Source organism: Buttiauxella sp. A111, assembly GCF_014189855.1.
GTDB classification, from domain to species: domain Bacteria; phylum Pseudomonadota; class Gammaproteobacteria; order Enterobacterales; family Enterobacteriaceae; genus Buttiauxella; species Buttiauxella selenatireducens.
The window spans coordinates 261,976-283,863 of the sequence record NZ_BJFN01000001.1 but is presented as its reverse complement, the minus strand read 5'-3'; the positions used below and the strand labels follow the sequence as shown (position 1 = coordinate 283,863).

The 21,888-nt window shown below is 50.6% G+C and carries 20 protein-coding genes; 15 read left to right on the top strand and 5 right to left on the bottom strand.

Annotated elements, in window-relative coordinates:
• Window positions 1–18: 18 nt before the first annotated feature.
• Complete coding sequence (locus BSPA111_RS01260) at window positions 19–705, bottom strand: GntR family transcriptional regulator (protein WP_183269410.1); 687 nt, start codon at window positions 703–705, stop codon at window positions 19–21.
• A 93-nt stretch (window positions 706–798) separates the two neighbouring features.
• Window positions 799–1,548, bottom strand: a complete 750-nt coding sequence (ydfG, locus tag BSPA111_RS01255; protein ID WP_183269409.1) for a bifunctional NADP-dependent 3-hydroxy acid dehydrogenase/3-hydroxypropionate dehydrogenase YdfG — start codon at window positions 1,546–1,548, stop codon at window positions 799–801.
• Between the two features lie 367 nt (window positions 1,549–1,915).
• On the opposite strand from ydfG, the gene guaD reads away from it, so the two are divergent.
• The 5 genes from guaD to dcp all read left to right on the top strand — a co-directional run bounded on the left by guaD (window position 1,916) and on the right by dcp (window position 9,943).
• On the top strand, window positions 1,916–3,247 hold the full coding sequence (guaD, locus tag BSPA111_RS01250; RefSeq protein WP_183269408.1) for a guanine deaminase: 1,332 nt from the start codon (window positions 1,916–1,918) through the stop codon (window positions 3,245–3,247).
• On the top strand, window positions 3,244–4,680 hold the full coding sequence (gene xdhA, locus BSPA111_RS01245) for a xanthine dehydrogenase small subunit (RefSeq protein ID WP_183269407.1): 1,437 nt from the start codon (window positions 3,244–3,246) through the stop codon (window positions 4,678–4,680). Before guaD ends, xdhA begins: the two co-directional genes overlap by 4 nt.
• Window positions 4,670–7,015, top strand: coding sequence for a xanthine dehydrogenase molybdopterin binding subunit (gene xdhB / locus BSPA111_RS01240; protein ID WP_183269406.1), 2,346 nt, complete (start codon window positions 4,670–4,672; stop codon window positions 7,013–7,015). Before xdhA ends, xdhB begins: the two co-directional genes overlap by 11 nt.
• Window positions 7,012–7,797 (top strand): xanthine dehydrogenase accessory protein XdhC, encoded by a 786-nt coding sequence (gene xdhC, locus BSPA111_RS01235; RefSeq protein WP_183269405.1) that lies wholly within the window; start codon window positions 7,012–7,014, stop codon window positions 7,795–7,797. The genes xdhB and xdhC overlap by 4 nt, the downstream gene beginning before the upstream one ends.
• 100 nt (window positions 7,798–7,897) lie before the next feature.
• On the top strand, window positions 7,898–9,943 hold the full coding sequence (gene dcp, locus BSPA111_RS01230) for a peptidyl-dipeptidase Dcp (RefSeq protein WP_183269404.1): 2,046 nt from the start codon (window positions 7,898–7,900) through the stop codon (window positions 9,941–9,943).
• A gap of 53 nt (window positions 9,944–9,996) precedes the next feature.
• Here dcp and yciA read toward each other — a convergent pair whose 3' ends face one another.
• Entirely contained in the window at window positions 9,997–10,389 is a 393-nt protein-coding gene (gene yciA, locus BSPA111_RS01225) for an acyl-CoA thioester hydrolase YciA (RefSeq protein WP_183269403.1), read from the bottom strand.
• Between the two features lie 158 nt (window positions 10,390–10,547).
• On the opposite strand from yciA, the gene BSPA111_RS01220 reads away from it, so the two are divergent.
• Window positions 10,548–10,976, top strand: coding sequence for a hypothetical protein (locus BSPA111_RS01220; RefSeq protein WP_183269402.1), 429 nt, complete (start codon window positions 10,548–10,550; stop codon window positions 10,974–10,976).
• A 105-nt stretch (window positions 10,977–11,081) separates the two neighbouring features.
• Here the strand turns inward: BSPA111_RS01220 and BSPA111_RS01215 are convergent, their stop codons facing one another.
• Window positions 11,082–11,618 carry a septation protein A gene (locus BSPA111_RS01215; protein WP_183269401.1) on the bottom strand — a complete coding sequence of 179 codons (537 nt, stop codon included), beginning with the start codon at window positions 11,616–11,618 and terminating at the stop codon, window positions 11,082–11,084.
• A gap of 59 nt (window positions 11,619–11,677) precedes the next feature.
• Window positions 11,678–12,421 (bottom strand): YciC family protein, encoded by a 744-nt coding sequence (locus BSPA111_RS01210; RefSeq protein ID WP_183269400.1) that lies wholly within the window; start codon window positions 12,419–12,421, stop codon window positions 11,678–11,680.
• A 471-nt stretch (window positions 12,422–12,892) separates the two neighbouring features.
• On the opposite strand from BSPA111_RS01210, the gene BSPA111_RS01205 reads away from it, so the two are divergent.
• The 9 genes from BSPA111_RS01205 to BSPA111_RS01165 all read left to right on the top strand — a co-directional run bounded on the left by BSPA111_RS01205 (window position 12,893) and on the right by BSPA111_RS01165 (window position 21,442).
• On the top strand, window positions 12,893–13,909 hold the full coding sequence (locus BSPA111_RS01205) for an iron ABC transporter substrate-binding protein (protein ID WP_183269399.1): 1,017 nt from the start codon (window positions 12,893–12,895) through the stop codon (window positions 13,907–13,909).
• Window positions 13,910–14,003: 94 nt separating this feature from the next.
• Window positions 14,004–15,506, top strand: a complete 1,503-nt coding sequence (locus BSPA111_RS01200) for an ABC transporter permease (RefSeq protein ID WP_373925621.1) — start codon at window positions 14,004–14,006, stop codon at window positions 15,504–15,506.
• A 1-nt stretch (window position 15,507) separates the two neighbouring features.
• Window positions 15,508–16,545, top strand: a complete 1,038-nt coding sequence (locus BSPA111_RS01195; RefSeq protein ID WP_183269397.1) for an ABC transporter ATP-binding protein — start codon at window positions 15,508–15,510, stop codon at window positions 16,543–16,545.
• A gap of 86 nt (window positions 16,546–16,631) precedes the next feature.
• Window positions 16,632–17,333 carry a heavy metal response regulator transcription factor gene (locus BSPA111_RS01190; protein ID WP_183269396.1) on the top strand — a complete coding sequence of 234 codons (702 nt, stop codon included), beginning with the start codon at window positions 16,632–16,634 and terminating at the stop codon, window positions 17,331–17,333.
• Window positions 17,317–18,708: a heavy metal sensor histidine kinase gene (locus BSPA111_RS01185; protein WP_183269395.1), complete on the top strand. Its 1,392-nt coding sequence runs from the start codon at window positions 17,317–17,319 to the stop codon at window positions 18,706–18,708. The genes BSPA111_RS01190 and BSPA111_RS01185 overlap by 17 nt, the downstream gene beginning before the upstream one ends.
• 278 nt (window positions 18,709–18,986) lie before the next feature.
• Window positions 18,987–19,514 carry an undecaprenyl-diphosphatase gene (locus tag BSPA111_RS01180; RefSeq protein WP_183269394.1) on the top strand — a complete coding sequence of 176 codons (528 nt, stop codon included), beginning with the start codon at window positions 18,987–18,989 and terminating at the stop codon, window positions 19,512–19,514.
• Window positions 19,515–19,516: 2 nt separating this feature from the next.
• Complete coding sequence (locus BSPA111_RS01175; protein ID WP_183269393.1) at window positions 19,517–20,302, top strand: hypothetical protein; 786 nt, start codon at window positions 19,517–19,519, stop codon at window positions 20,300–20,302.
• A 192-nt stretch (window positions 20,303–20,494) separates the two neighbouring features.
• The gene (ompW, locus tag BSPA111_RS01170; RefSeq protein ID WP_183269392.1) at window positions 20,495–21,127 is read left to right on the top strand and encodes an outer membrane protein OmpW; all 633 of its coding nucleotides are present in this window, start codon (window positions 20,495–20,497) and stop codon (window positions 21,125–21,127) included.
• Window positions 21,128–21,262: 135 nt separating this feature from the next.
• The gene (locus BSPA111_RS01165) at window positions 21,263–21,442 is read left to right on the top strand and encodes a hypothetical protein (RefSeq protein WP_183269391.1); all 180 of its coding nucleotides are present in this window, start codon (window positions 21,263–21,265) and stop codon (window positions 21,440–21,442) included.
• Window positions 21,443–21,888 lie beyond the last annotated feature (446 nt).

Genomic DNA, 21,888 nt, shown 5'->3' with positions numbered 1-21,888 from the left:
CGGGCGAGTTTTCTCACATCACTCTTCGCTAAACCAATCGCGTTTTTCTTGATGAATCAATAATATTGACTGGCTTATCTCATGCAGATGGAGATGCATCGCCTGATCCACTGCGTCTTCATCATGGCGCTTTAACGCGTCAAAAATATCGTAGTGCTGAGCGAGCAACATCTCGGGTGGCGAGACATGCTCAAGGCTCATATAACGCACTCGATCCATCGTCGCTTTGATGTTTTCCACTGTGTCCCAGGCCAGGGGGCAATCGGCAACCAGTGCCAGTTGCTGATGAAATTCATCATCTAGCTGGAAGAAATCATCCAGCTGGTTTCGCTCGATGGCGGTACGTTGCTGGTTCAGCAATTGCTCAAGCAGATAAAGATGCTCGTCCGTCGCCATCCTTGCCGCACGCTTCGCTACTGCACATTCAATCGCTTCACGAACAAAGCAGCCGTTTTTCACCTGGCTGACGGAAATCTTATTGACGTATGTTCCACGCTGCGGGCGAATTTGCACCAATCCTGTTTCTGCCAGTTTAATGAAGGCTTCACGAACGGGTTGGCGTGAAACGTCAAAGCGGATTGACACTTCTTTTTCGGACAGCGGTGTTCCTGGCGGAATTAAGCAACGAACAATATCCCGACGCAAAATACGGTAGATTTGCTGGTTAACAGGCTGGGTAGGATTTAGTAAAGTTGGCGGTAGCATTAATATTTTCTTATCGTGGAATAACCGTGCAAATGTAACATTTATTTGCACGGTCGCCCATACCCGAAATCCCTTCAAATATGGGCTGGATGGTTAACTTTCACGGTGAACGCTTAAACCGGCAAATGTCTGGCTAACCGGCATCATCTCAAGCGTATTGATGTTGACGTGCTTAGGCAGCGTTGCGACCCACCAAACCGCTTCCGTCACATCTTCAGGCGTTAACGCATTGGCATTTTCATAGGTTTTTCCGACTTTTTCGTCATCGCCTTTGAAACGCACATTGGAAAACTCAGTACCGCTGACCAAACCCGGCTCAATATCGGTTACGCGGATCGCGGTTTTATGCAGATCTACACGTAAGTTCAGGCTGAACTGGCGCACAAATGCTTTCGTCGCACCGTAGACATTCCCACCCGCGTAAGGCCAGTTGCCTGCGGTAGAACCGATGTTGATAATGTGCCCACGATTACGTTCCACCATGCCAGGAAGCACGGCGCGAGTCATATATACGAGGCCTTTGTTGTTGGTATCAATCATTGTTTCCCAGTCATCTGGGTCAGCTTTATGAGCTGGTTCCATACCGAGTGCCAGGCCTGCGTTATTCACCAGCACATCAATATTGCGCCACTCTGCAGGTAATTGTTCCATCGCGAGTTCAATAGCCGCGCGGTTACGCACATCGAGTTGCAGCGTTAGGATGCTTTCACCCAGTTCTTCTTTGAGCTCTTGCAGACGTTCATTACGGCGGCCAGTGGCAATCACTTTGTGGCCTTGCTGTACGAAACGACGGGTGATGCTCTCACCAAATCCGGCGGTGGCGCCGGTTACCAGAATAATCATCTCACTGTTCCTCAACGCTTTTATGTCGTAATACCTTAGCACGCTAAGGCTGTTAGTGATAATTCAACTTTTAGCTAAAAACAACGTAGAAACTGCCTGCGCGTTGCTGGTGCAGGGACCTCAATAAAGTGCAATTTTCTGGTGCACGAAATCCCACAATGTGTCGTGTCCGAACTCATGATATCAAAATGCAATCGGTTGCGCCTCAAGGCAACCGATTGCATAGGTAGCTGTTGCGCAAATGTTGCGCAATGGTGATAAATATAATCTAAGCTGCTGTTATAAAACTGATTAAACCCAAAGTTCAACATGGCATCAACATTGCAATATTTAACTCACTCTTCACAAAACCATTACAGGTATGACGATGACAGTTAATTACACGCAAGTGCTACGCGGTCAGTTTTTCGATATGACCCAAACCGGAACCCGTCCTGACGAGTTGCTGGCGAATGCGCGTCATCATGAAGATGCATTGCTGTTCATTGATGGCGGTACGGTGTTGGCGTTGTTGCCATGGGAAGAAGGGCGCAAGCATTTGCGTGGCGAGAGTGATTATGTCGATTATCGCGGTAAATTGATTCTTCCCGGATTTGTCGATACCCACCTGCATTATCCGCAAACGGAAATGATCGGGGCCTATGGCGAGCAACTTCTGGAATGGCTACAGACCTATACTTTTCCGGTTGAGAGTCAATATCAGGACAGCTCGCACGCAGCGAAAATGTCGGCATTTTTCCTCAGCCAACTCTTGAGTAATGGCACCACCACGGCTTTAGTTTTTGGCACGGTACATCCGCAGTCGGTGGAGGCACTTTTCAGTGCGGCAGAACATCTCGCCATGCGGCTTATCGCCGGTAAAGTCATGATGGATCGCAATGCACCGGAATACCTCACAGAAACGCCGGAGCAAAGTTATCAACAAACGCGTGAGCTGATTCAACGTTGGCATAAAAAAGGGCGTCTGAACTACGCACTGACGCCGCGATTTGCCCCGACGTCTTCGCCGGAATTGCTCAAAATGGTACAGACCCTGCGCGAAGAGTTTCCTGATACCTGGCTGCATACCCATTTGAGTGAAAACAGTGCAGAAGTGGAATGGGTGAAGAACCTGTGGCCGGAATCCGAAAGCTATCTTGACGTCTATCACCAGTATCAACTGACCGGGAAACGCAGCGTATTTGCCCATGCCATTCATTTGCAGGAGTGTGAATGGGATTGTCTGCACCGTACCGAATCGGCCATCGCATTTTGTCCGACCTCCAATCTGTTTCTGGGAAGCGGTCTGTTTAACCTGAAACAGTGTCATGAGCGGGGGATCCGCATGGGAATTGGCACTGACGTTGGTGCAGGCACAACATTTAATATGCTGCAAACCCTCGCCGAAGCCTACAAAGTCGCCCAGTTGCAAGGCTACCGACTGTGTGCCAGCGAGGCGTTTTATCACGCCACTCTGGGAGGGGCACACGCACTGGATTTGGATGACAAAATTGGCAACTTCTTGCCGGGTAAAGAGGCAGATTTCGTGGTGCTGGACTTGGCGGTAACGCCATTACAGAAACTGCGGCATGCCAACAGTCGGGATATTTATGAACAATTGTTCGTGCTGATGACGCTTGGCGATGACCGCAACATTTGGCACACCTGGGTTAACGGCAAATGCGTGTGGCAACGCGGCACGCTGGAGGTTGCGGCATGATCCAATTTTTGCTCAATCAAACAGTCAAGACGCTTGATGATATTGACCCGAACACCACCGTGTTGAACTGGTTGCGCGGCAGCGAGCACCGCTGTGGCAGCAAAGAAGGTTGCGCGACGGGGGATTGTGGGGCCTGCACGGTGGTGCTCGGGCAGCCCGATGGCGAGAACATACGTTATGACACCGCCAATAGCTGCATCATGCTGGTCAGCCAGTTGCAGGGTAAACAGTTGCTAACGGTTGAAGATTTATCAGAAGGGGGCAAATTGCATCCCGTTCAGCAGGCGATGGCCGATTGCCATGCCTCTCAATGTGGTTTTTGTACTCCCGGATTTGTGATGTCCGGGTTTGCATTGCAAAAGAAAAACGGTGACCCGCAGCATCAGGAGATTGAAAAGCAACTCGCGGGAAATCTCTGCCGCTGTACCGGCTATCGCCCGATAATTCAGGCGATGCAGCAAAGTTGTGGCGCATATACAGACTCATTTACGCGAGCAGCGCCGCAAACCGTTGCGCGCTTAAGGTTGATGCAGGAGCCGGAGGTCGCCGAGTTAACCCAATCCAACCGTTGCCTATTGCCAAAAACCGTTCAGCAACTGGCACAGCTCTATCAGCAAAATCCGCAAGCACGCTTACTCGCGGGGGGAACCGATCTGGCGCTGACCATTACGCAACAATTCCAGACGCTGCCGCTGATTATCACGCTTAGCCAGGTGGATGAGCTTAAAACCATTTCCGTCACGGATAGCCACATTAGTATCGGCGCAATGGCGACATTGCAGGCGTGTCAGGAGATTTTGCAGCCACTTATCCCGGCGTTTACACAGGTGCTGGAGCGCTTTGCATCACCGCAAATTCGTCATCATGCGACGCTTGCAGGCAACCTGGCTAACGCCTCACCCATTGGTGATGGTGCGCCGATGCTGCTGGCGCTCGGTGCCAGTCTCGAACTGCGCTGTGCAGAGACCGTTCGCAATCTGCCGCTTGACGAATTCTTCCTTGGCTATCGCAAAACCGCTTTGCAGGCAGGTGAGTTTATCAGCGCGGTGATCATTGATAGGAACGCGATTTCCCCAACGTTCAGCGCCTGGAAAGTCTCCAAACGGTTGGATGATGATATTTCTACGGTGTTTGGGGCGTTTAATCTCCAGTTTGAGGCAGGAGTGGTGACACGAGCACGGTTGGCATTTGGTGGTATGGCGGTGGTTCCGGCACGAGCAAAAGGGGCTGAAAATGCACTAACAGGTTTGCCGCTCAATCCGCAAACACTGGCTCAGGCGTGTACCGCGCTGGTTGCGGATTTTCAACCACTCAGTGATTTCCGGGGTTCCGCAGCATATCGTCTGAAACTCGCGCAAAATCTGCTCAGGCGTCTGGCGCTACAACTCGCCGAGCCGACTCACGCTCTGGAGGTACAGCGTTATGTCAACTAATCCAGTGCGCCTGTCAGAACAGGCTTTAATCGAGCAGTTCTCTCGCAAATTGCACGGTGGCGCAGGCGAAAGCCGCAAACATGAAAGTGCGGATAAGCAGGTTAGCGGTAAAGCGGAATATATCGACGACAATCTAACGTTACCCGGAATGCTGTACCTGTGCCCGGTTCTCAGCCAGCACGCTCATGCACGGATCCTCAATATCGATACCTCCGCGTGTTATGCCATTGCTGGCGTTGTACGCACTTTTGGCTGGCAGGATGTGCCGGGCGAGCTGGATATTGGCCCACTCGCACCAGGCGACCCGCTGTTTGCCCGCGACAAGGTTGATTATTACGGCCAGGTTGTCCTGACGGTGGCGGCCGATACACCAGACGCGGCGCGAGCAGGGGCGCAGAAGGTGGTCATCGAATATGAAATTCTCGAGCCGGTGCTGGATGTTGAAGAGGCTTTACGGCGTGAACTTTACGTTCAGGAACCGCATGTCCATCAACGTGGTGATGCCGATACCGCGCTGGCCACTGCGCCGCACCGTATTCAGGGGCAATTTCACATTGGGGGCCAGGAACACTTTTATCTTGAAGGGCAGATTGCTGTGGTACAGCCAGGGGAAGATGGCTGCGCAACGGTCTGGTCATCCACCCAACATCCGACCGAAGTGCAAAAGCTGGTGGCGTCGGTGCTTGGCGTAACAATGAACAAAGTCACGGTGGATATGCGCCGTATGGGCGGCGGGTTTGGTGGCAAAGAAACCCAGGCGGCAGGAATTGCCTGCCACGCTGCACTGGCGGCTGTATTAACAGGACGCCCAGCCAAAATGCGTCTTTCACGGCGTGACGACATGCGCACGACAGGTAAACGGCATCCCTTTTTTGTGCGTTACGACGTGGGGTTTACTGACGAAGGTCGACTCAATGGTGTGAAAATCGATCTGGCCGCCAATTGCGGGTATTCACTGGATCTATCAGGATCGATCTGCGATCGCGCGATGTTTCACGCCGATAATGCTTACTACCTCGGTGATGCACGAATTACCGGATATCGTTGCCGCACCAATCTGGCGTCCAATACTGCCTTCCGGGGATTTGGCGGGCCGCAGGGTATGGTCGCCATTGAGCAGATTATGGACCACATTGCGCGCGAGCTCGGGCTTGATCCGTTGGACGTTCGCAAGCTCAATTATTATGGCGACACCGAGCGCAATGTGACGCACTACCATCAAACCGTTGAACACAACATCATGCCGGAAATGACCCGCCAGCTTGAGATCAGTGCTGATTACTCTCAGCGTCGCGCGGAAATAAACGCGTTTAACCGTACAAGCGCGGTGCTAAAACGTGGTCTGGCGCTCACGCCGGTAAAATTTGGCATCTCCTTTACCTCCAGCTTTCTCAACCAGGCAGGGGCGTTAATACTGATTTATACCGATGGCACCGTGCAGCTTAATCATGGCGGGACAGAAATGGGCCAGGGGTTGAATACTAAAGTGGCGCAAGTGGTCGCTGAGGTGTTGCAAATTCCTGTCGAACAGATTCAGGTCACCGCCACCCATACGGGGAAAGTGCCCAATACCTCGCCGACGGCCGCATCATCTGGTGCGGATCTTAACGGTAAAGCAGCGGAAATCGCAGCACTCACGGTTAAACAGCGACTGATAGAAATGCTCTGCCGTTTGCATGATTGCGAAGCCGAAGATGTGGAGTTTCGTAACGGCGTGGTGAAAGTCCAGGGGCGGCATTTTACCTTTAGTGAAATCACAAACCTGGCCTGGCTGAACCAGGTCCCGCTGTCTGCCACGGGGTTCTACACCGTGCCGGGCATTCATTACGACCGCGCAGCGGGTCGCGGGCAGCCGTTCTATTATTTTTCATTCGGCGCGGCCTGTTCGGAAGTCATTATCGACACGCTAACCGGAGAGTATCGCCTGTTGCGTACGGACATTCTTCATGATGTTGGCAATTCGCTGAATCCCGCACTCGACATCGGGCAAATTGAAGGCGGTTTTGTACAAGGCGCAGGCTGGCTGACCTGCGAAGAGTTGGTGTGGGATGACAAAGGACGGTTACTGACCGACAGCCCGATGAGTTACAAAATTCCTGCAATAAGCGATGTGCCAGCCGACTTGCGGGTGAAGCTGCTTGAAAATCATGCCAATCCGCAGCACACCGTTTACCGTTCTAAAGCCGTTGGTGAACCACCATTTATGCTGGGGATTTCCGTCTGGTGCGCCTTACAGGACGCAGTAGCCAGCGTAACTGGCTACCGTAAACACCCGATGCTGGATGCCCCCGCCACGCCGGAACGCGTATTCTGGGGTTGTCAGGAGGCGCCATGAACGATGACGAATGGATAAGCATTCTGATGCAACTGCGCGAGCGTCGCGAACCGTGTGTGTTGCTGACGGTACTGGCTGATAAAGGATCGGTGCCGAGAAACTGTGGCACCAAAATGATTGTTGGGCGTGAGCACACGTACCTGACTATCGGCGGTGGGCATCTGGAATACCAATGTATTGCCATGGCACGAGCGATGCTGGACAAGCACATTACGCAGCCACATACCGAGCATTTTAATTTGGGCGCAAGGCTTGGGCAGTGTTGCGGAGGAATGACGTCGGTGCTCTTTGAACCACTGATTCAGGCACAACCGCAAATGACCGTTTTTGGCGCAGGCCATGTCGGGCAGGCACTGGTAGCGTTGCTATCAACGTTACCCTGTCACATTACCTGGGTTGATGAACGTCCGGACCTGTTCGCCTGCGCACCCAAGGGGGTGAAAACGTTTCAGGCAGAAGAGCCGCTGGATGCCGTACACGCGGCACCTGCGCAGAGCTATTTTATCGTGATGACCCACAGCCATCCGCGGGATCTGGAGTTGACCGAAGCGATACTCAAGCGTGGCGACTACCGCTACCTGGGGCTGATTGGGTCACAGACCAAACGTCAGCGCTTTGAGTATCGGCTGGCGGGGAAAGGGATAACGCCTGATCAACTGAGTACATTGCGCTGCCCGGTGGGGTTGCCGGATGTAAAAGGCAAACTCCCGGCAGAAATTGCTGTGGCTATTGCCGCTGAAATTATCGCGGTGTATCAGGCGGCGAAGGTTAACGGTGGATGACGCTCACGCGTATCCGCCCTACAATCAATACATCTTTTTCGTAAGGTGGGAACGCAAAGCGGCTTCCACCTTCCTGTTGGCCTCGCTTCGGGAGTTCAGGATGTTGTCAGACAATCCGTTTTACCACCTCAGTTTATTGCCTTATCAAGCCCCTCATTTTGATGACATCAAAGATAGCCACTACCGTCCGGCTTTTGACGAAGCCAAACGCATTAAACGTGAGGAAATTGCGGCGATAGCTCACGACCCCGCAGAGCCTAACTTTGAGAACACCTTCCTCGCGCTGGAAAATACGGGCCACATGTTGGGGCGCGTTACCCAGGTTTTCTTCGCGATGACCGCTGCAAATACCAATGATTACCTGCAACAACTGGATGAAGAGTTTGGCGCCGAGCTGGCTGAGTTAGCCGATGAAATGCGCCTGAATGCCGTGCTGTTTTCGCGTTTAAATGACGTGTACCAGCGTCGTCTGACATTAGAACTTGATGACGAGTCTCTGCGTTTGATAGAGGTCGTCTGGCAGAACTTTACCCTCGCGGGTGCAACTCTCAGCGAGGATAAAAAAGCGCGTTTGAAGGTGCTGAATAAAGAAGCTGCACAGTTGAACAGCCAGTTTAATAATCGTCTGCACGCAGCCAATAAAGCGGCTGCTCTGGTGGTTGATGACGTTCAATTTCTTGATGGGTTAACTTCTGCGGAAATTGCCGCGGCAGCACAGCATGCCAGTGCTAAAGGACTGGAGGGGAAATACGTCATTCCGCTGCTCAATTTTACCCAACAACCCGCGTTGCAATCTCTGAGCAATCGCCAGACGCGTGAAAAACTGTTTAAAGCAGGTTGGGAGCGGACTCAGCACGACGACAGCCACGATACACGCGCCATTGTTGCTCGTCTGGCGACGCTGCGTGCGGAACAAGCGCAACTGTTGGGCTTCGAGAGCTATGCCTCGTGGAAAATTGCCGATCAAATGGCGCAAACCCCGCAGGCTGCATTACAGTTTATGCGAGACATCGTGCCCGCAGCGACCGCTCGAGCACAACGCGAATTAGCCGCTATTCAACAGGTTATTGACCAGCAGAAAGGTGGTTTCAAAGCTGAAGCCTGGGATTGGGCTTTTTATGCTGAACAAGTCAGACTCGCGCAATACGACCTCGATGAAGCGCAAATCAAACCCTATTTTGAACTGAACAATGTGTTAACCAATGGCGTCTTTTGGGCGGCGAGCCAGCTTTTCGGCCTGAGTTTTGTTGAACGTTTTGATATTCCCGTCTATCACGATGATGTGCGGGTATGGGAAATATTCGATAAAGACGGGCGCGGTATGGCGCTGTTCTATGGCGACTTTTTTGCCCGTGATAGCAAAGGTGGCGGCGCATGGATGGGCAATTTCGTGGAACAATCTACGCTGCTGGAAAACGCACCGGTGATTTACAACGTTTGTAACTACAGTAAACCGGCAAACGGGGAGGCGGCGCTTATCTCCTGGGATGACGTTGTTACGCTGTTCCACGAGTTTGGCCATACGTTGCACGGACTGTTTGCTACCCAACGTTATGCGACGCTGTCGGGCACCAACACCCCACGCGATTTTGTTGAGTTTCCGTCGCAAATTAACGAACACTGGGCGCGCCAGCCGCAAGTTTTCGCAAACTATGCGCGGCATTACCAGACCGGCGAGCCGATGCCTGAAGCCCTGAAAGAAAAGTTATTCCGTGCTGCGCAATTCAATAAAGGCTACGACATGACGGAACTCCTCAGCGCCGCATTGCTGGATATGAATTGGCACAGTTTGCCAGCAGGCAGCGTAGTGGATGAGGTAACCGCGTTTGAAGCGCTGGCACTCAATCGTGAGCATATTGACTTACCGGAAGTACCTCCTCGTTATCGCAGCAGCTACTTCGCGCATATCTTTGGCGGGGGTTACGCCGCTGGATATTACGCTTATATCTGGACGCAAATGTTGGCGGATGATGGCTACCAATGGTTTGTGGAGCAAGGCGGGCTAACGGCGGACAATGGCCAGCGTTTCCGCGAGGCGATTCTATCTCGTGGCAATAGCCAGGATCTTAAAGCGTTGTATAACGAGTGGCGGGGACATGCACCGTACAGTGAACCGATGCTGGCAAATCGGGGTTTAGCAGACTAACCCGTGTTGATAAAAAAATGCGCCCTCGGGCGCATTTTTTGTGGTCAATAAATTTAGACCGGAATCGGGCGGGGTTTACCCGCGGGGTCCACCGCCACATAAATGAAAATGGCTTCTGTTGCTTTGTAACGCTGACCAATAGGTTCGGAAGAGACTTTTTTCACCCAAACTTCCACGTTAATCGTGATGGAACTGGTTCCGCGTTTTACGCATTTCGCATAGCAACACACCACATCGCCCACAGCGACCGGCTTGAGAAATGTCATCCCATCGACACGAACAGTGACTACGCGGCCTTTTGCGATTTCTTTTGCCTGAATTGCGCCACCCATGTCCATTTGTGACATCAACCAGCCACCAAAAATATCGCCGTTGGCGTTAGTATCAGCAGGCATTGCCATTGTGCGTAATACCAATTCCCCTGAAGGAGTGTCTTGCTGGATCATTTGTCTTCCCGATATGTATAGATGTCATTCATCATAGCTTTGATGTCTCTGCCTCTAGTTTAATACGTGTAAGCCTCTGTAAGTAGCATTAATGTCTAAAGGGGTTTGTTTTATGGCTGGCAAAATCAGCTCCACCTAAAAACGACACAGCTCTCAACATGAAGAAATATCTACTTATCGCTTTCAGCCTGCTCGCGTTATCCAGTCAATCCAGTTTCGCGGGGACCAAAACCCTGGTGGATTATGGCGTTGTTCAACAGAGCACAATTATTAGCAGCCAGAATCGATCCCATCCGCTGCGAACCATGGCAGCGGGTGCCGCCGGTGCTGCAATAGGTAATCAGTTTGGTGGGGGATCCGGGAAGACTATCATGACGGCTACAGGCGCCGTCGCTGGGGTGGAAGCTTCACGTAATCGTCAGGCGAGGCAGCAAAGTGCCCAGACCGTGAACCTGACTATCAAGACCAATAGTGGGCAAATCATCCAGGTGGTGCAGGACTATAACGGAACGCTCACCTTCAACAAAGGTGACAAGGTGCGTATTCTCACCTCCGGTTCGAACACCACCGTTGATAAGTCCGTATGATCTAAATAACTGCACGAGTGGTTAATCGAACTCGGTTGAAATAAAAAAGCACACGCCTGGTAAGGATACCAATGTGTGCTTTTTTTTGGCCTTGAAGCCGGAGGCTTATTTCTCTTCTTGCGGCATATGCTTATAGATGTACACGCCGCTGAGCAGGGTAAATACCAGGGTCGCAGCCGTCAGGCCGAACACTTTAAAGTTGACCCAAACGCTTTGTGGAAGCCAAAAAGCGACGTAAATATTCACCGCACCGCAAGCGATAAAGAACAACGCCCAGGCAATGTTCAGGCGCGACCAGACGGTTTCTGGCAGAGAAATTTCCTTTCCTAACATCCGTTGAATTAACGGCTTGCCCATCACAAATTGGCTAATCAGCAACGCGAGAGCGAACAGCCCGTAAATCACCGTCACTTTCCATTTAATAAATTCATCATTATGGAAGAACAACGTCAGGCCGCCGAACACAGCGACCATCAGGAAAGTAATCAACGCCATCTTTTCCAGCTTGCGGAATTTATACCAGCTGTAGATCAGCGCAAAGCCGGTTGCGACGATCAATGCGCCGGAAGCGACGTAGATGTCATACATTTTGTAGAATGCGAAGAAGACAATCAGGGGGAGGAAGTCGAGAAACTGCTTCATAATCTGTTCCGTAAAATGACTCCTGAGCGCTGAAATCCAGGCTCAGGAGCAGGTGTAAGTTATTGGCGAATCAGCATATACAGGCGGAATAAATAGATGAGCAATACTGCTGAAATAAGATTGCTTATCGTATTCGCTATCACCGCGCCAATAGAGGGGGATAGTGCCGCAAACGAAGATGCGAGCATCAGCAGTGCAGTCTTCGCCAGCAACCAGCTAATCACTGCTGGTGCAACAAGGCGCATATTTGACCAGGCAAGACGCATACTGCTGCGCAGTGACTGGAAGACCCCCGCTTTATCCTGAACAACCATAATCGGTGCGAATGAAAGCAAAATCGCTAACAGCACGCCCGGCACGACTATCAACATGATGCCAATCTGCACCAGGAAAGTCGTCAGGAACATCAGAATAAAGATTTTAGGCAACACAGGAGCCGAAGTGCCAATGGCACGAAGCGCACTCACACGTTGTCCGGCACTCACCATCTGGATTAGCACCAGCACGCTACCTACAAGGATAGCATTGCCGATCAGGCCAGAAAATGTCGAAGCCGCAGAGGCTCTGAGTAACATTTGTTGCTGCTCAGGTGTCATGTTCTGCACAAGGTCAAACAGCCCAACGCTATTCGATAAATTGTCTCCTTCACTAAGGATAGACAGTTGCTCGTCGCTGGGTGAAAAGGCGTGACCGATCACAACCGAAATAAAAGCACAAAGTAACGCGATCAGTAAGACAGTAACAAACTGATTGCGTAGAAAATTCCCCGTGTCACGGTACACAGAACCTGCCGTGATAGACATGCACTCTCCTTGATGTTGCGCGGTTAAAAATCAGCGGCCAATTGTACCCTGGATGAAGGGCGGTGGCACCGACAAGATGTAAGCCTTGAGTAAGTTACTGTCAGCAAGAAATATTGATCTGGATAGGGTATGGCGTTTTATCCATAAGTTGACATATATGAACCATAATCTGGCATAGCCTTAATCTTCCCGGCATGTTCCGATTTATTCAACAGAGCTCGGGAACGTTACAAAATGGCGGTCGTGTGATTTTTTCGTGACATGGTCAATTGTTCCTAAGGTTTTACTAATGTTTTTAACCTCCGTCATTCGCGAGCAGGATATTTTCTTAGTAAAGCCCCGATCCGCCACATTTTTTACCTTTCTTTAAAAATGATAACCATTTTCATTATCATTCCGAATGCGCTGTGGTGTAATCCGCGTCGCTATGCATTCTGGTGTTATGTACTCATTTTTATGAAGGATTAACTTATGAAATTTGGCGTATCGTCCCTTTGCTCCATCGCAGTAGTGACTTCATCTATTCTACTGTCGTCATTTGCCAGTGCGGCGGATAACAACGAAGGAATCGTGGTTTATAACGCCCAGCATGAAAATCTGGTTCAGTCTTGGGTCGATGGCTTCACCAAAGAGACGGGCATCAAAGTCACTCTGCGTAACGGCGGGGACAGTGAGTTAGGCAATCAGCTGGTGCAGGAAGGCAGTGCGTCGCCTGCGGACGTTTTCCTTACCGAAAACTCACCTGCGATGGTACTGGTTGATAACGCGAAATTATTCGCACCTCTGGATGCCGATACCCTTGCGCAGGTCGCTCCAGCATATCGTCCGGATCATGGGCGCTGGATTGGCATTGCCGCCCGTAGCACCGTGTTCGTGTATAACCCTGCAAAACTGAGCGAAGCGCAATTGCCAAAATCCTTAATGGATTTGGCGAAACCTGAGTGGAAAGGGCGCTGGGCCGCTTCCCCGTCAGGTGCTGATTTCCAGGCGATCGTGAGCGCCGTTCTGGCACTGAAAGGCGAGAAAGCAACGCTGGATTGGCTGAAAGCAATGAAAACAAACTTTGTTGCTTATAAAGGCAATAGTACCGTCATGAAAGCCGTGAACGCAGATCAAATTGATGGTGGGGTGATTTATCACTATTACCGTTTTGTTGACCAGGCCAAAACCGGCGAAAACAGCAAAAACACGCAACTCCACTACTTTAAACATCAGGACCCAGGCGCTTTTGTCAGTATCTCTGGCGGCGGTGTTCTGGCTTCCAGCAAGCATCAACAACAAGCTCAGGCCTTCGTGAAGTGGGTGACCGGTAAATCTGGTCAGGAAATTCTGCGTACTAACAATGCGTTTGAATATGCGGTCGGTAATAACGCGGCATCTAACCCTAAACTGGTTCCACTGAAAGATCTGGATGCGCCGAAAGTTGAGCCGTCATCACTCAATAGCAAAAAAGTCATTGATTTGATGACTGAAGCTGGCCTTCTTTAATAAATGCAGTGGTGAGTGCCTGATGTCCGTGGTTAACGTTACAGAGAGTCCCAACATACAGATCCGTGATTTACAGCGGCGTCCTGCCTTTTTGATGGTGCTGCTCGCGATCTTTTTCTCAATGCTATCGCTGATCCCCCCCGTTTTTGTCATTGTTATTGGATTTGACACCGGCTGGGAAACGGTCAAGGCACTCATATTCCGTCCTCGTGTTGCTGAGCTTCTCAGCAACACACTGCTCTTAGTGATAATCGCCGTCCCGCTTTGTATCTTCACGGGGACATTGCTCGCCTGGCTGACTGAAAGAACGACGCTTGCCGGAAGGCGTATCTGGTCGATGCTGGCCGTGGCTCCCCTGGCAATCCCAGCTTTTGTGCAAAGTTACGCGTGGGTCAGTGCGGTGCCGTCGATGCACGGCTTATCCGCTGGGGTCTTTCTGTCTGTACTGGCCTATTACCCCTTTATTTATCTGCCTGTGGCGGCCGTACTTCGTCGTCTCGACCCCACATTAGAAGATGTCGCCGCTTCACTGGGTACACCGCCCTGGGCGGTATTTTTCCGTATTGTCCTGCCGCAGCTTAAGCTTGCGATTTGGGGTGGGGCGCTGCTAGTGACTTTGCATTTGCTGGCGGAATACGGGCTGTACGCGATGATTCGTTTTGATACCTTCACCACTGCTATTTACGACCAATTTCAATCGACGTTTAGCGGTCCTGCGGCGAATATGCTGGCGGGAGTTTTGGCCTTGTGTTGTCTGGTGTTCCTTACCCTCGAAGGGGCTACTCGTGGCAAAGCTCGTTACGCGCGAGTGGGAGCGGGTTCGCCGCGTCAGCAAAATCATCTGCGTTTGAACAGGCTGCTGAGTATTTTAGGTCAGTTATTCTCATCGACGATCATACTGCTGGCTTTCGTGGTGCCAATCGCGGTGCTGTTGCGCTGGTTATGGTTGGGGGGAATAGAAAACTGGAACCAGCCCGAACTCTGGTCCACTCTGCGCCAGACCCTGCTGCTGGCCTCTGCGGGCGCATTGGTCATTATTCTTGCAGGTATTCCCATTGCCTGGCTTTCGGTACGCCATCCGCGTCCGCTGTACCGCGTGCTTGAAGGGTGTAATTACTTTACCAGTTCATTGCCCGGCATTGTGGTCGCACTGTCGCTGGTCACAGTAACCATTCACTACATGCGCCCCATCTATCAGACAGAAGTCACACTGTTTCTGGCTTACTTGCTGATGTTCACGCCGAGAGCGTTGATAAACTTGCGCGCCGGGATTGCTCAGGCGCCTGTAGAACTTGAGAATGTCGCTCGCAGTTTAGGTAAAACCCAGGCCGCTGCCATCTGGAGCATTACCTTACGCCTTGCGGCTCCGGGTGCCGCCGCAGGTGCTGCATTGGTATTCCTCGGGGTGACCAATGAGCTGACTGCAACGCTTTTGCTATCACCGCCAGGCACGCGCACGCTTTCGACCGCCTTCTGGGCGCTGACCAGCGAAATTGATTACGTTGCTGCCGCCCCTTATGCGCTGCTGATGGTCCTTATTGCACTGCCGTTAACCGGTATTTTATATGTGCAGTCTCAAAAACTGGCGGGTCTGTAAGATGATTGAACTAGCGAATATTTCCAAAAAATTTGGCCAGACATCAGTGCTGGAAAATATCAATTTATCTGTCGTGCCTGCCAGCCGGACGGTGATTGTCGGGCCATCTGGTTCGGGAAAAACCACATTGCTGCGCATTCTTGCGGGGTTTGAAACGCCGGATAGCGGGCGAATTACTCTGTCGGGTAAAACGCTTTTTGACGAAAGTACGTTTATCCCGGCGCATCAGCGTGGCATTGGTTTCGTTCCGCAGGAAGGGGCACTTTTCCCACATATGAAAGTGGGGGACAACATCGCGTACGGCCTGACGGGGTCCCGTCATGAAAACCGCCGCCGCATCGCTGAACTGATGGAACTCGTTTCTCTCGACCGTCATCTGCAAGACCACTGGCCGCATGAAATCTCAGGCGGGCAACAGCAACGCGTGGCGCTGGCTCGCGCGCTCGCACAAGAACCGGTGCTGATGTTGCTCGATGAACCGTTCTCTGCACTCGATACCGGGCTGCGTGCAGCGACTCGAAAAGCCACGGCTGAATTATTGGCATACGCCGGAGTGGCCTCGATTCTGGTGACTCACGATCAGCATGAAGCGCTCTCCTTTGCCAGCCAGATTGCGGTCATTCGCGATGGCCGTTTTTCCCAGGTCGGTTCGCCGACAGAGGTTTATTCACAACCCGTGGATGAAGCCACCGCGCTGTTTCTCGGCGATGCGTTGATTTTCTCCGCACAAGTCAGCAACGGCTTTGCCCACTGTGAGCTGGGTACTATTCCTGCGGACAACCCGCAATTTACAGGTGACAAACGTATTATGCTGCGCCCGGAGCAAATCATTATTTCTCCATACCAGGCCGATGCTGAAACTCATCACACTGTCACCATCAGCGATGTGGATTTTACCGGTTACCTTTCAACACTGACGCTCATCTCTCCCGTATGGACCGCGCCGTTACAGATTAAAACGGTCAGTCAGCAAAAGTGGCAGGTGGGGATGCAAGTTAAACTGGCGGTTACGGGTCATGCCTGCGTCCTGGCGGATTAAGATGACAAAATTGTCATCTTAGCGCCTCTCTGTTTGTCGGAAAGCCCAAGGTAAAATGTAGTTGCGGCGCATTTATTGGAGGCTCAATGAGACTATTGCTGGTTGAAGATCAATCCATGGCGGCGGATTACATCGCTAAAGGAATGAAAGAAAACGATTTTGTGGTTGATGTTGCCAACAACGGTGTTGATGGCCTGCACTTTTTGCTCACCAACGACTATGACCTTGCGATTCTGGATGTGATGCTGCCTGGCATGAATGGCTGGAAAATTCTTGAGCTGGCACGCCAGGCGGGGAAGGCCACTCCAGTCATGTTCCTCACTGCGCGGGATGAAGTCGAAGATCGGGTTCGTGGTCTGGAATTAGGTGCAGAAGATTACTTGATCAAACCTTTTTCATTCAGCGAATTGCTCGCAAGAGTACGCGTGATCATGCGCCGTCAGGCCGTTCACGCGCCAGTAGTGGAAAAATCAGTATTGCAAATCAGCACCTTGCAACTCGATTTTCTCAAGCATCGGGTATCGCGTGCAGGAAAACGTATTGAGCTTACGCAAAAAGAATTTCTACTCTTAAGTCTGTTGATGCGTCGTAGCGGCGAGGTGCTCTCGCGAACAGTCCTCGCTGAGCAGGTATGGGACATGAATTTTGACCCGGAAACCAACGTGATTGATGTCGCGATTCGCCGTTTACGCTGCAAAATTGATGATGGCTATGACATGAAGCTTCTACATACCATCAGAGGCGCAGGTTACGTGCTGGAAGAAAGAGATAATGCCGATACCGCGTAATTTCTCGATAACGCTAAGGCTGACGCTCTATTTTACCATCGCCATGACGCTGGTGCTGTATAGCGTATCCGGGCTTTTGTACTCCAGCATGCGCAATCAGATCAGCCAAAAAAATGAAAACGAACTGCGCAGCACCTTGCAGTTTCAACAAGAGATTGCCACCACCATCAGTGAGCGCCAGGGGCCAACCGATCTCTGGCAGCGAGAGTTGTTCGATTTTATCGCCCACCAGGACAGGCTATCGCTGCGCATCATCAGCCCCGACGGCAAGGTATGGGCGCAATCGAAGAATTTGCGGGTGCCTGAAGGGGATTTCCCGGCTCCATCACCTGAGTTCAAATACAGCCCATGGCACTATCGCTCCGGCGGCATCACAGAAGAATACCTGATTACCTCGACTCATTTTCTGCTGAAAGGCAACCAACCGTGGCGGGTTCAGGCAGCGCTAAACATTTCGCGCAACAATGAAATCATTGAAGATTATTGGGAACGAATGCAGATTGCGGTGGCGCTGGCGATTGTTCTCTTTTCGGCAATTGGCTACTGGCTGGCGCGGCGCGGGCTATATCCGCTGCGTAAAATGAGCCGCGAAATTGAGTACATTCACGCGGAGGATTTGCATACCCGTCTTGCCACTCAGCGCTGGCCATCTGAGCTAAATACGCTGGCGTCTTCGTTCGACGGAATGATGACACGCCTTGAAGCGTCGTTTAAACAACTGAGCCGCTTCTCATCAGATATTGCCCATGAACTGCGCGGCCCTATCAACAACCTCATCTCAGCGGCCAGCGTGACGCAGAGCAAAGCACGCAGCCCGGAAGAGTATCGGGACGCTCTGGCGGCGATTGTGGAAGAAGGTGAAAGGTTGTCGCGCATGATCTCTTCCATGCTGTTTCTGGCAAGAGCCGATAACAGTCGTGAACCGCTGCACATTAAACACCTGGATAGCACCCTGGAATTTGCTCGTTTAATTAATTATTACGACATCCTGGCCGAAGAAAAAAAGATCACTCTAACGAGCGAGGGGAGCGTGGCATTCCGCGCCGACCCAGTGCATTTACAACGGGCGCTTTCAAACTTGCTCTCCAACGCAATACGCCACACCCCATCGGGTGGTGAAGTGTGTCTGAAAGCCGTGCAGGAAAATGGCAATGTATTGTTATCGGTAATTGATAATGGTGAGGGGATCAGTACCGAGCATTTGCCACATATTTTTGACCGTTTTTACAGGGTAGACGATGCACGCAGCAATGCCGGAAGCACCGGGTTGGGACTTGCGTTAGCCAAGACTATTACCGAACTGCATGGTGGAAAAATCCAGGTGGAAAGCACCGAAGGCAAGGGAAGTTGCTTCACTCTGGTATTACCGCAATAACATTCACCCGCTGTCAATTCTGACAAAATTGTCATTCAGAGGTTGAGCTACCGTCATGGTTAAAAGCTGATAATTCCGGGAAGACCAACAACAGGATTTCCAGGAGAAGCCAATGGCCCTGCATGGTGTTTATTATTTGTCAGCGCCGGTTATCTCCTGGGTTTTATTCCCCTGGGTTAAAACGTATATGGAATTAATAGTGCTGGCTTTTATCGAGATCTCTCTTATTCCTGTGAGCGACCCGATAAAAACAAAGTCATCTCGGTGGAGTAAATAACATGTCACTTAATACGTCATTATTTCTTCTGATTAATGCATCACATATTCCTGGTGTCATCCCGCTTTACGTTGCGCGAGCCATTGCAGAAATACCAATATGGTTTATTCCGTTAATTTTAGGTTTACTTTGGGGAAAGAAAGAGAATCGGCAACTTGTGCTGAGTTGCCTATTATGCGCAGGACTCGCATTGCTGATTAACATCACTATTGGCCATATTTGGCCAATGCCACGCCCGTTTGTGGAGGGTATCGGTCTTACACTGGTTCCACATGCTGCCAGTGCCTCATTCCCAAGCGATCATGCGGTGCTGACGTGGTCTGTTGGCTTCACGATGTTGATGGCGCCTCGTTATCGGAAAGTGGGCATCTTACTTTCTGTGGCTGGTGTCGCGGTAGCCTGGGCCCGTGTTTTTATTGGCGTGCATTTCCCGGTTGATATGCTCGGTGCTTTGGTGGTGGCAGCAGTAAGCGCCGGGATCATTACTCGTCTGCAAATAATACAACGCCTGACTAATGTGAGAAATTAATAATGAATAGCCAACAAAATTATTGTGGGTGGTTAAATAAAGTCCCGGAAATCACCCTTGTATTCTGGTTTATTAAAATGATGTCGACCACCGTCGGTGAAACGGCGGCAGATTTCCTGAATATGGACCTTAACTTTGGCCTGACAAATACTTCGATTATTACCGGTATATTACTGGCGGTTGCACTGTTCTTTCAAATGCGTGTACCACGTTATAAACCGGTTCTTTATTGGCTAACGGTGGTTTTTATTAGCGTCTTTGGCACGTTGATAACCGATAATCTAACCGACGCCTGGCAGGTTCCGCTTGCCGCATCATCACTCTTCTTCAGTGTGGTTTTAGTCGTGACGTTTGTGGTCTGGTATCGCCAGGAAGGCACGCTATCAATTCACAGCATTGATAGTTTGAGCCGTGAATCCTTTTACTGGCTGGCTATCCTTGCGACATTTGCTCTGGGTACGGCGGTTGGAGACTGGCTGGCAGAAGGGCTGGGACTTGGTTACAGCGGTGCTGCCATCTTCTTTGGCGCATGGATTGTGATAATCACCATTGCCCGCTTTACCTTCCGTGCCAATAAGGTGTTCTGCTTCTGGGCGGCCTACATTCTCACGCGACCCTTCGGTGCAGCCTGCGGTGATTTGCTATCACAACCCGTCGACAATGGTGGATTAGGGCTTGGCGCGAACCTGACCAGCCTGATTTTTGGCGTAGCGATTGTGGTGATGGTCGGCGGGCTGGTGGTGAACGACTGGCGTAAAAGTGAAAGGATTGCAGGGCAAAGAGATTGATAACACGAGAGTTAAATAAAATTGATCGCGGCTATCTTATGGTTAGTCTCCCAGTTTAAGCAAAATGTGGAAAAATTAATCTAGATCATTAAATGTTAAATTAGCCAGAGAAGTGTGATCGAATCAAGATCACTTTGTACTCAATAATGAGTATATTCAGCCCGCTTATAAAACCATAACAAGGAGAGGGCTATGAAAAAACTGTCTGTGGCGTTACTCGCATTAACCTGTTTGTCAGGTGAAGCGCTGGCACATCAACAAGGTGAGTTCTTCATGCGTGCGGGTTCTGCTACCGTGCGCCCAACGGAAGGTTCTGACAATGTGCTTGGAATGGGTGGTTTTAGCGTCAGCAACAATACCCAACTGGGGCTGACATTTGATTACATGGTGACGGAAAACATAGGAATCGAACTGCTGGCTGCTACACCATTCCGCCATCGCGTCGGGTTAGGCCCAACAGGTGACTTAGCCACTGTACGTCAACTGCCGCCAACGCTGATGGCACAGTGGTACTTTGGCGATTCGAAAAGCAAAGTACGTCCATACATTGGTGCAGGCATCAACTACACCACCTTCTTTGATGCCGATTTTAACCAGACGGGCAAAGACGCCGGTTTAAGCGACCTTAGCGTCAAAGACTCGTGGGGTGCTGCGGGTCAGGTGGGGCTGGATTATATGGTCAATCAGAACTGGCTGTTGAATATGTCAGTCTGGTACATGGATATCGACACCGAAGTGAAGTTTAAAGCTGGTGGCGAACAGCAGAATATCAAGACACGCATCGACCCGTGGGTGTTTATGTTCTCTGCGGGTTACCGCTTCTAAAGTACCTCAGCAAAACCCCTGCAAAACTGGTCATTCTATGGCCAGTATTTTGAATACATTTTGTTACCTATCTTTTCAATGACACATCGTTGGTGGTATTTTGATACTCTTCACGACGCTCGAGGAATATCAAAAATGACCAAAGAAGAAAAAGTCATGTTTTTAATGCGTTTAGCTGTCGATACACATAACGCTTATAGATCTGCTCAAATAACCACTAGTCAAGCATTCACCGCTGCATCCAACCCAATGAAGCTAATTGGCGAATTCTATTCTCGCTATGAAGAATTTTTCGACGAAAAAATCAAGGAGTAGAAAGCTATCTTCTGGCAGTGCATTTCTTAATTAAATGCAATAACTTGATATGAGTTGTTTGGGCTGAACGTCACGAGCGGGCAGCTCACTTCATAAAACTTCCAAAATCTCAGAACTGATAATCCCGAAAAAGCTCTCGATGCAGGTTATATCGATCTACAGGCTCGCGTGTATTGAGGTGACGGAAAGTACGCGTCTATGTTTAGGTGGGCTTAAAATTTATCTTCAAACCAATGCGTAACCTGGGACAAAGGGTGAGAAATCATTTCAATATCGAAGATTAACGCACCCCATAGTAGGGAAATCAGTGCAAATGCCGCAGCGGTAATAACCTTAAACAACTTCAAACTCTCCAGTAGAAAAAACCAATAGTAGGGATAATGTCCAATAGACTATAGGAAAAACAGGAGCAATGCGTGCAAGTTTGATTGTCCGCACAAACATTT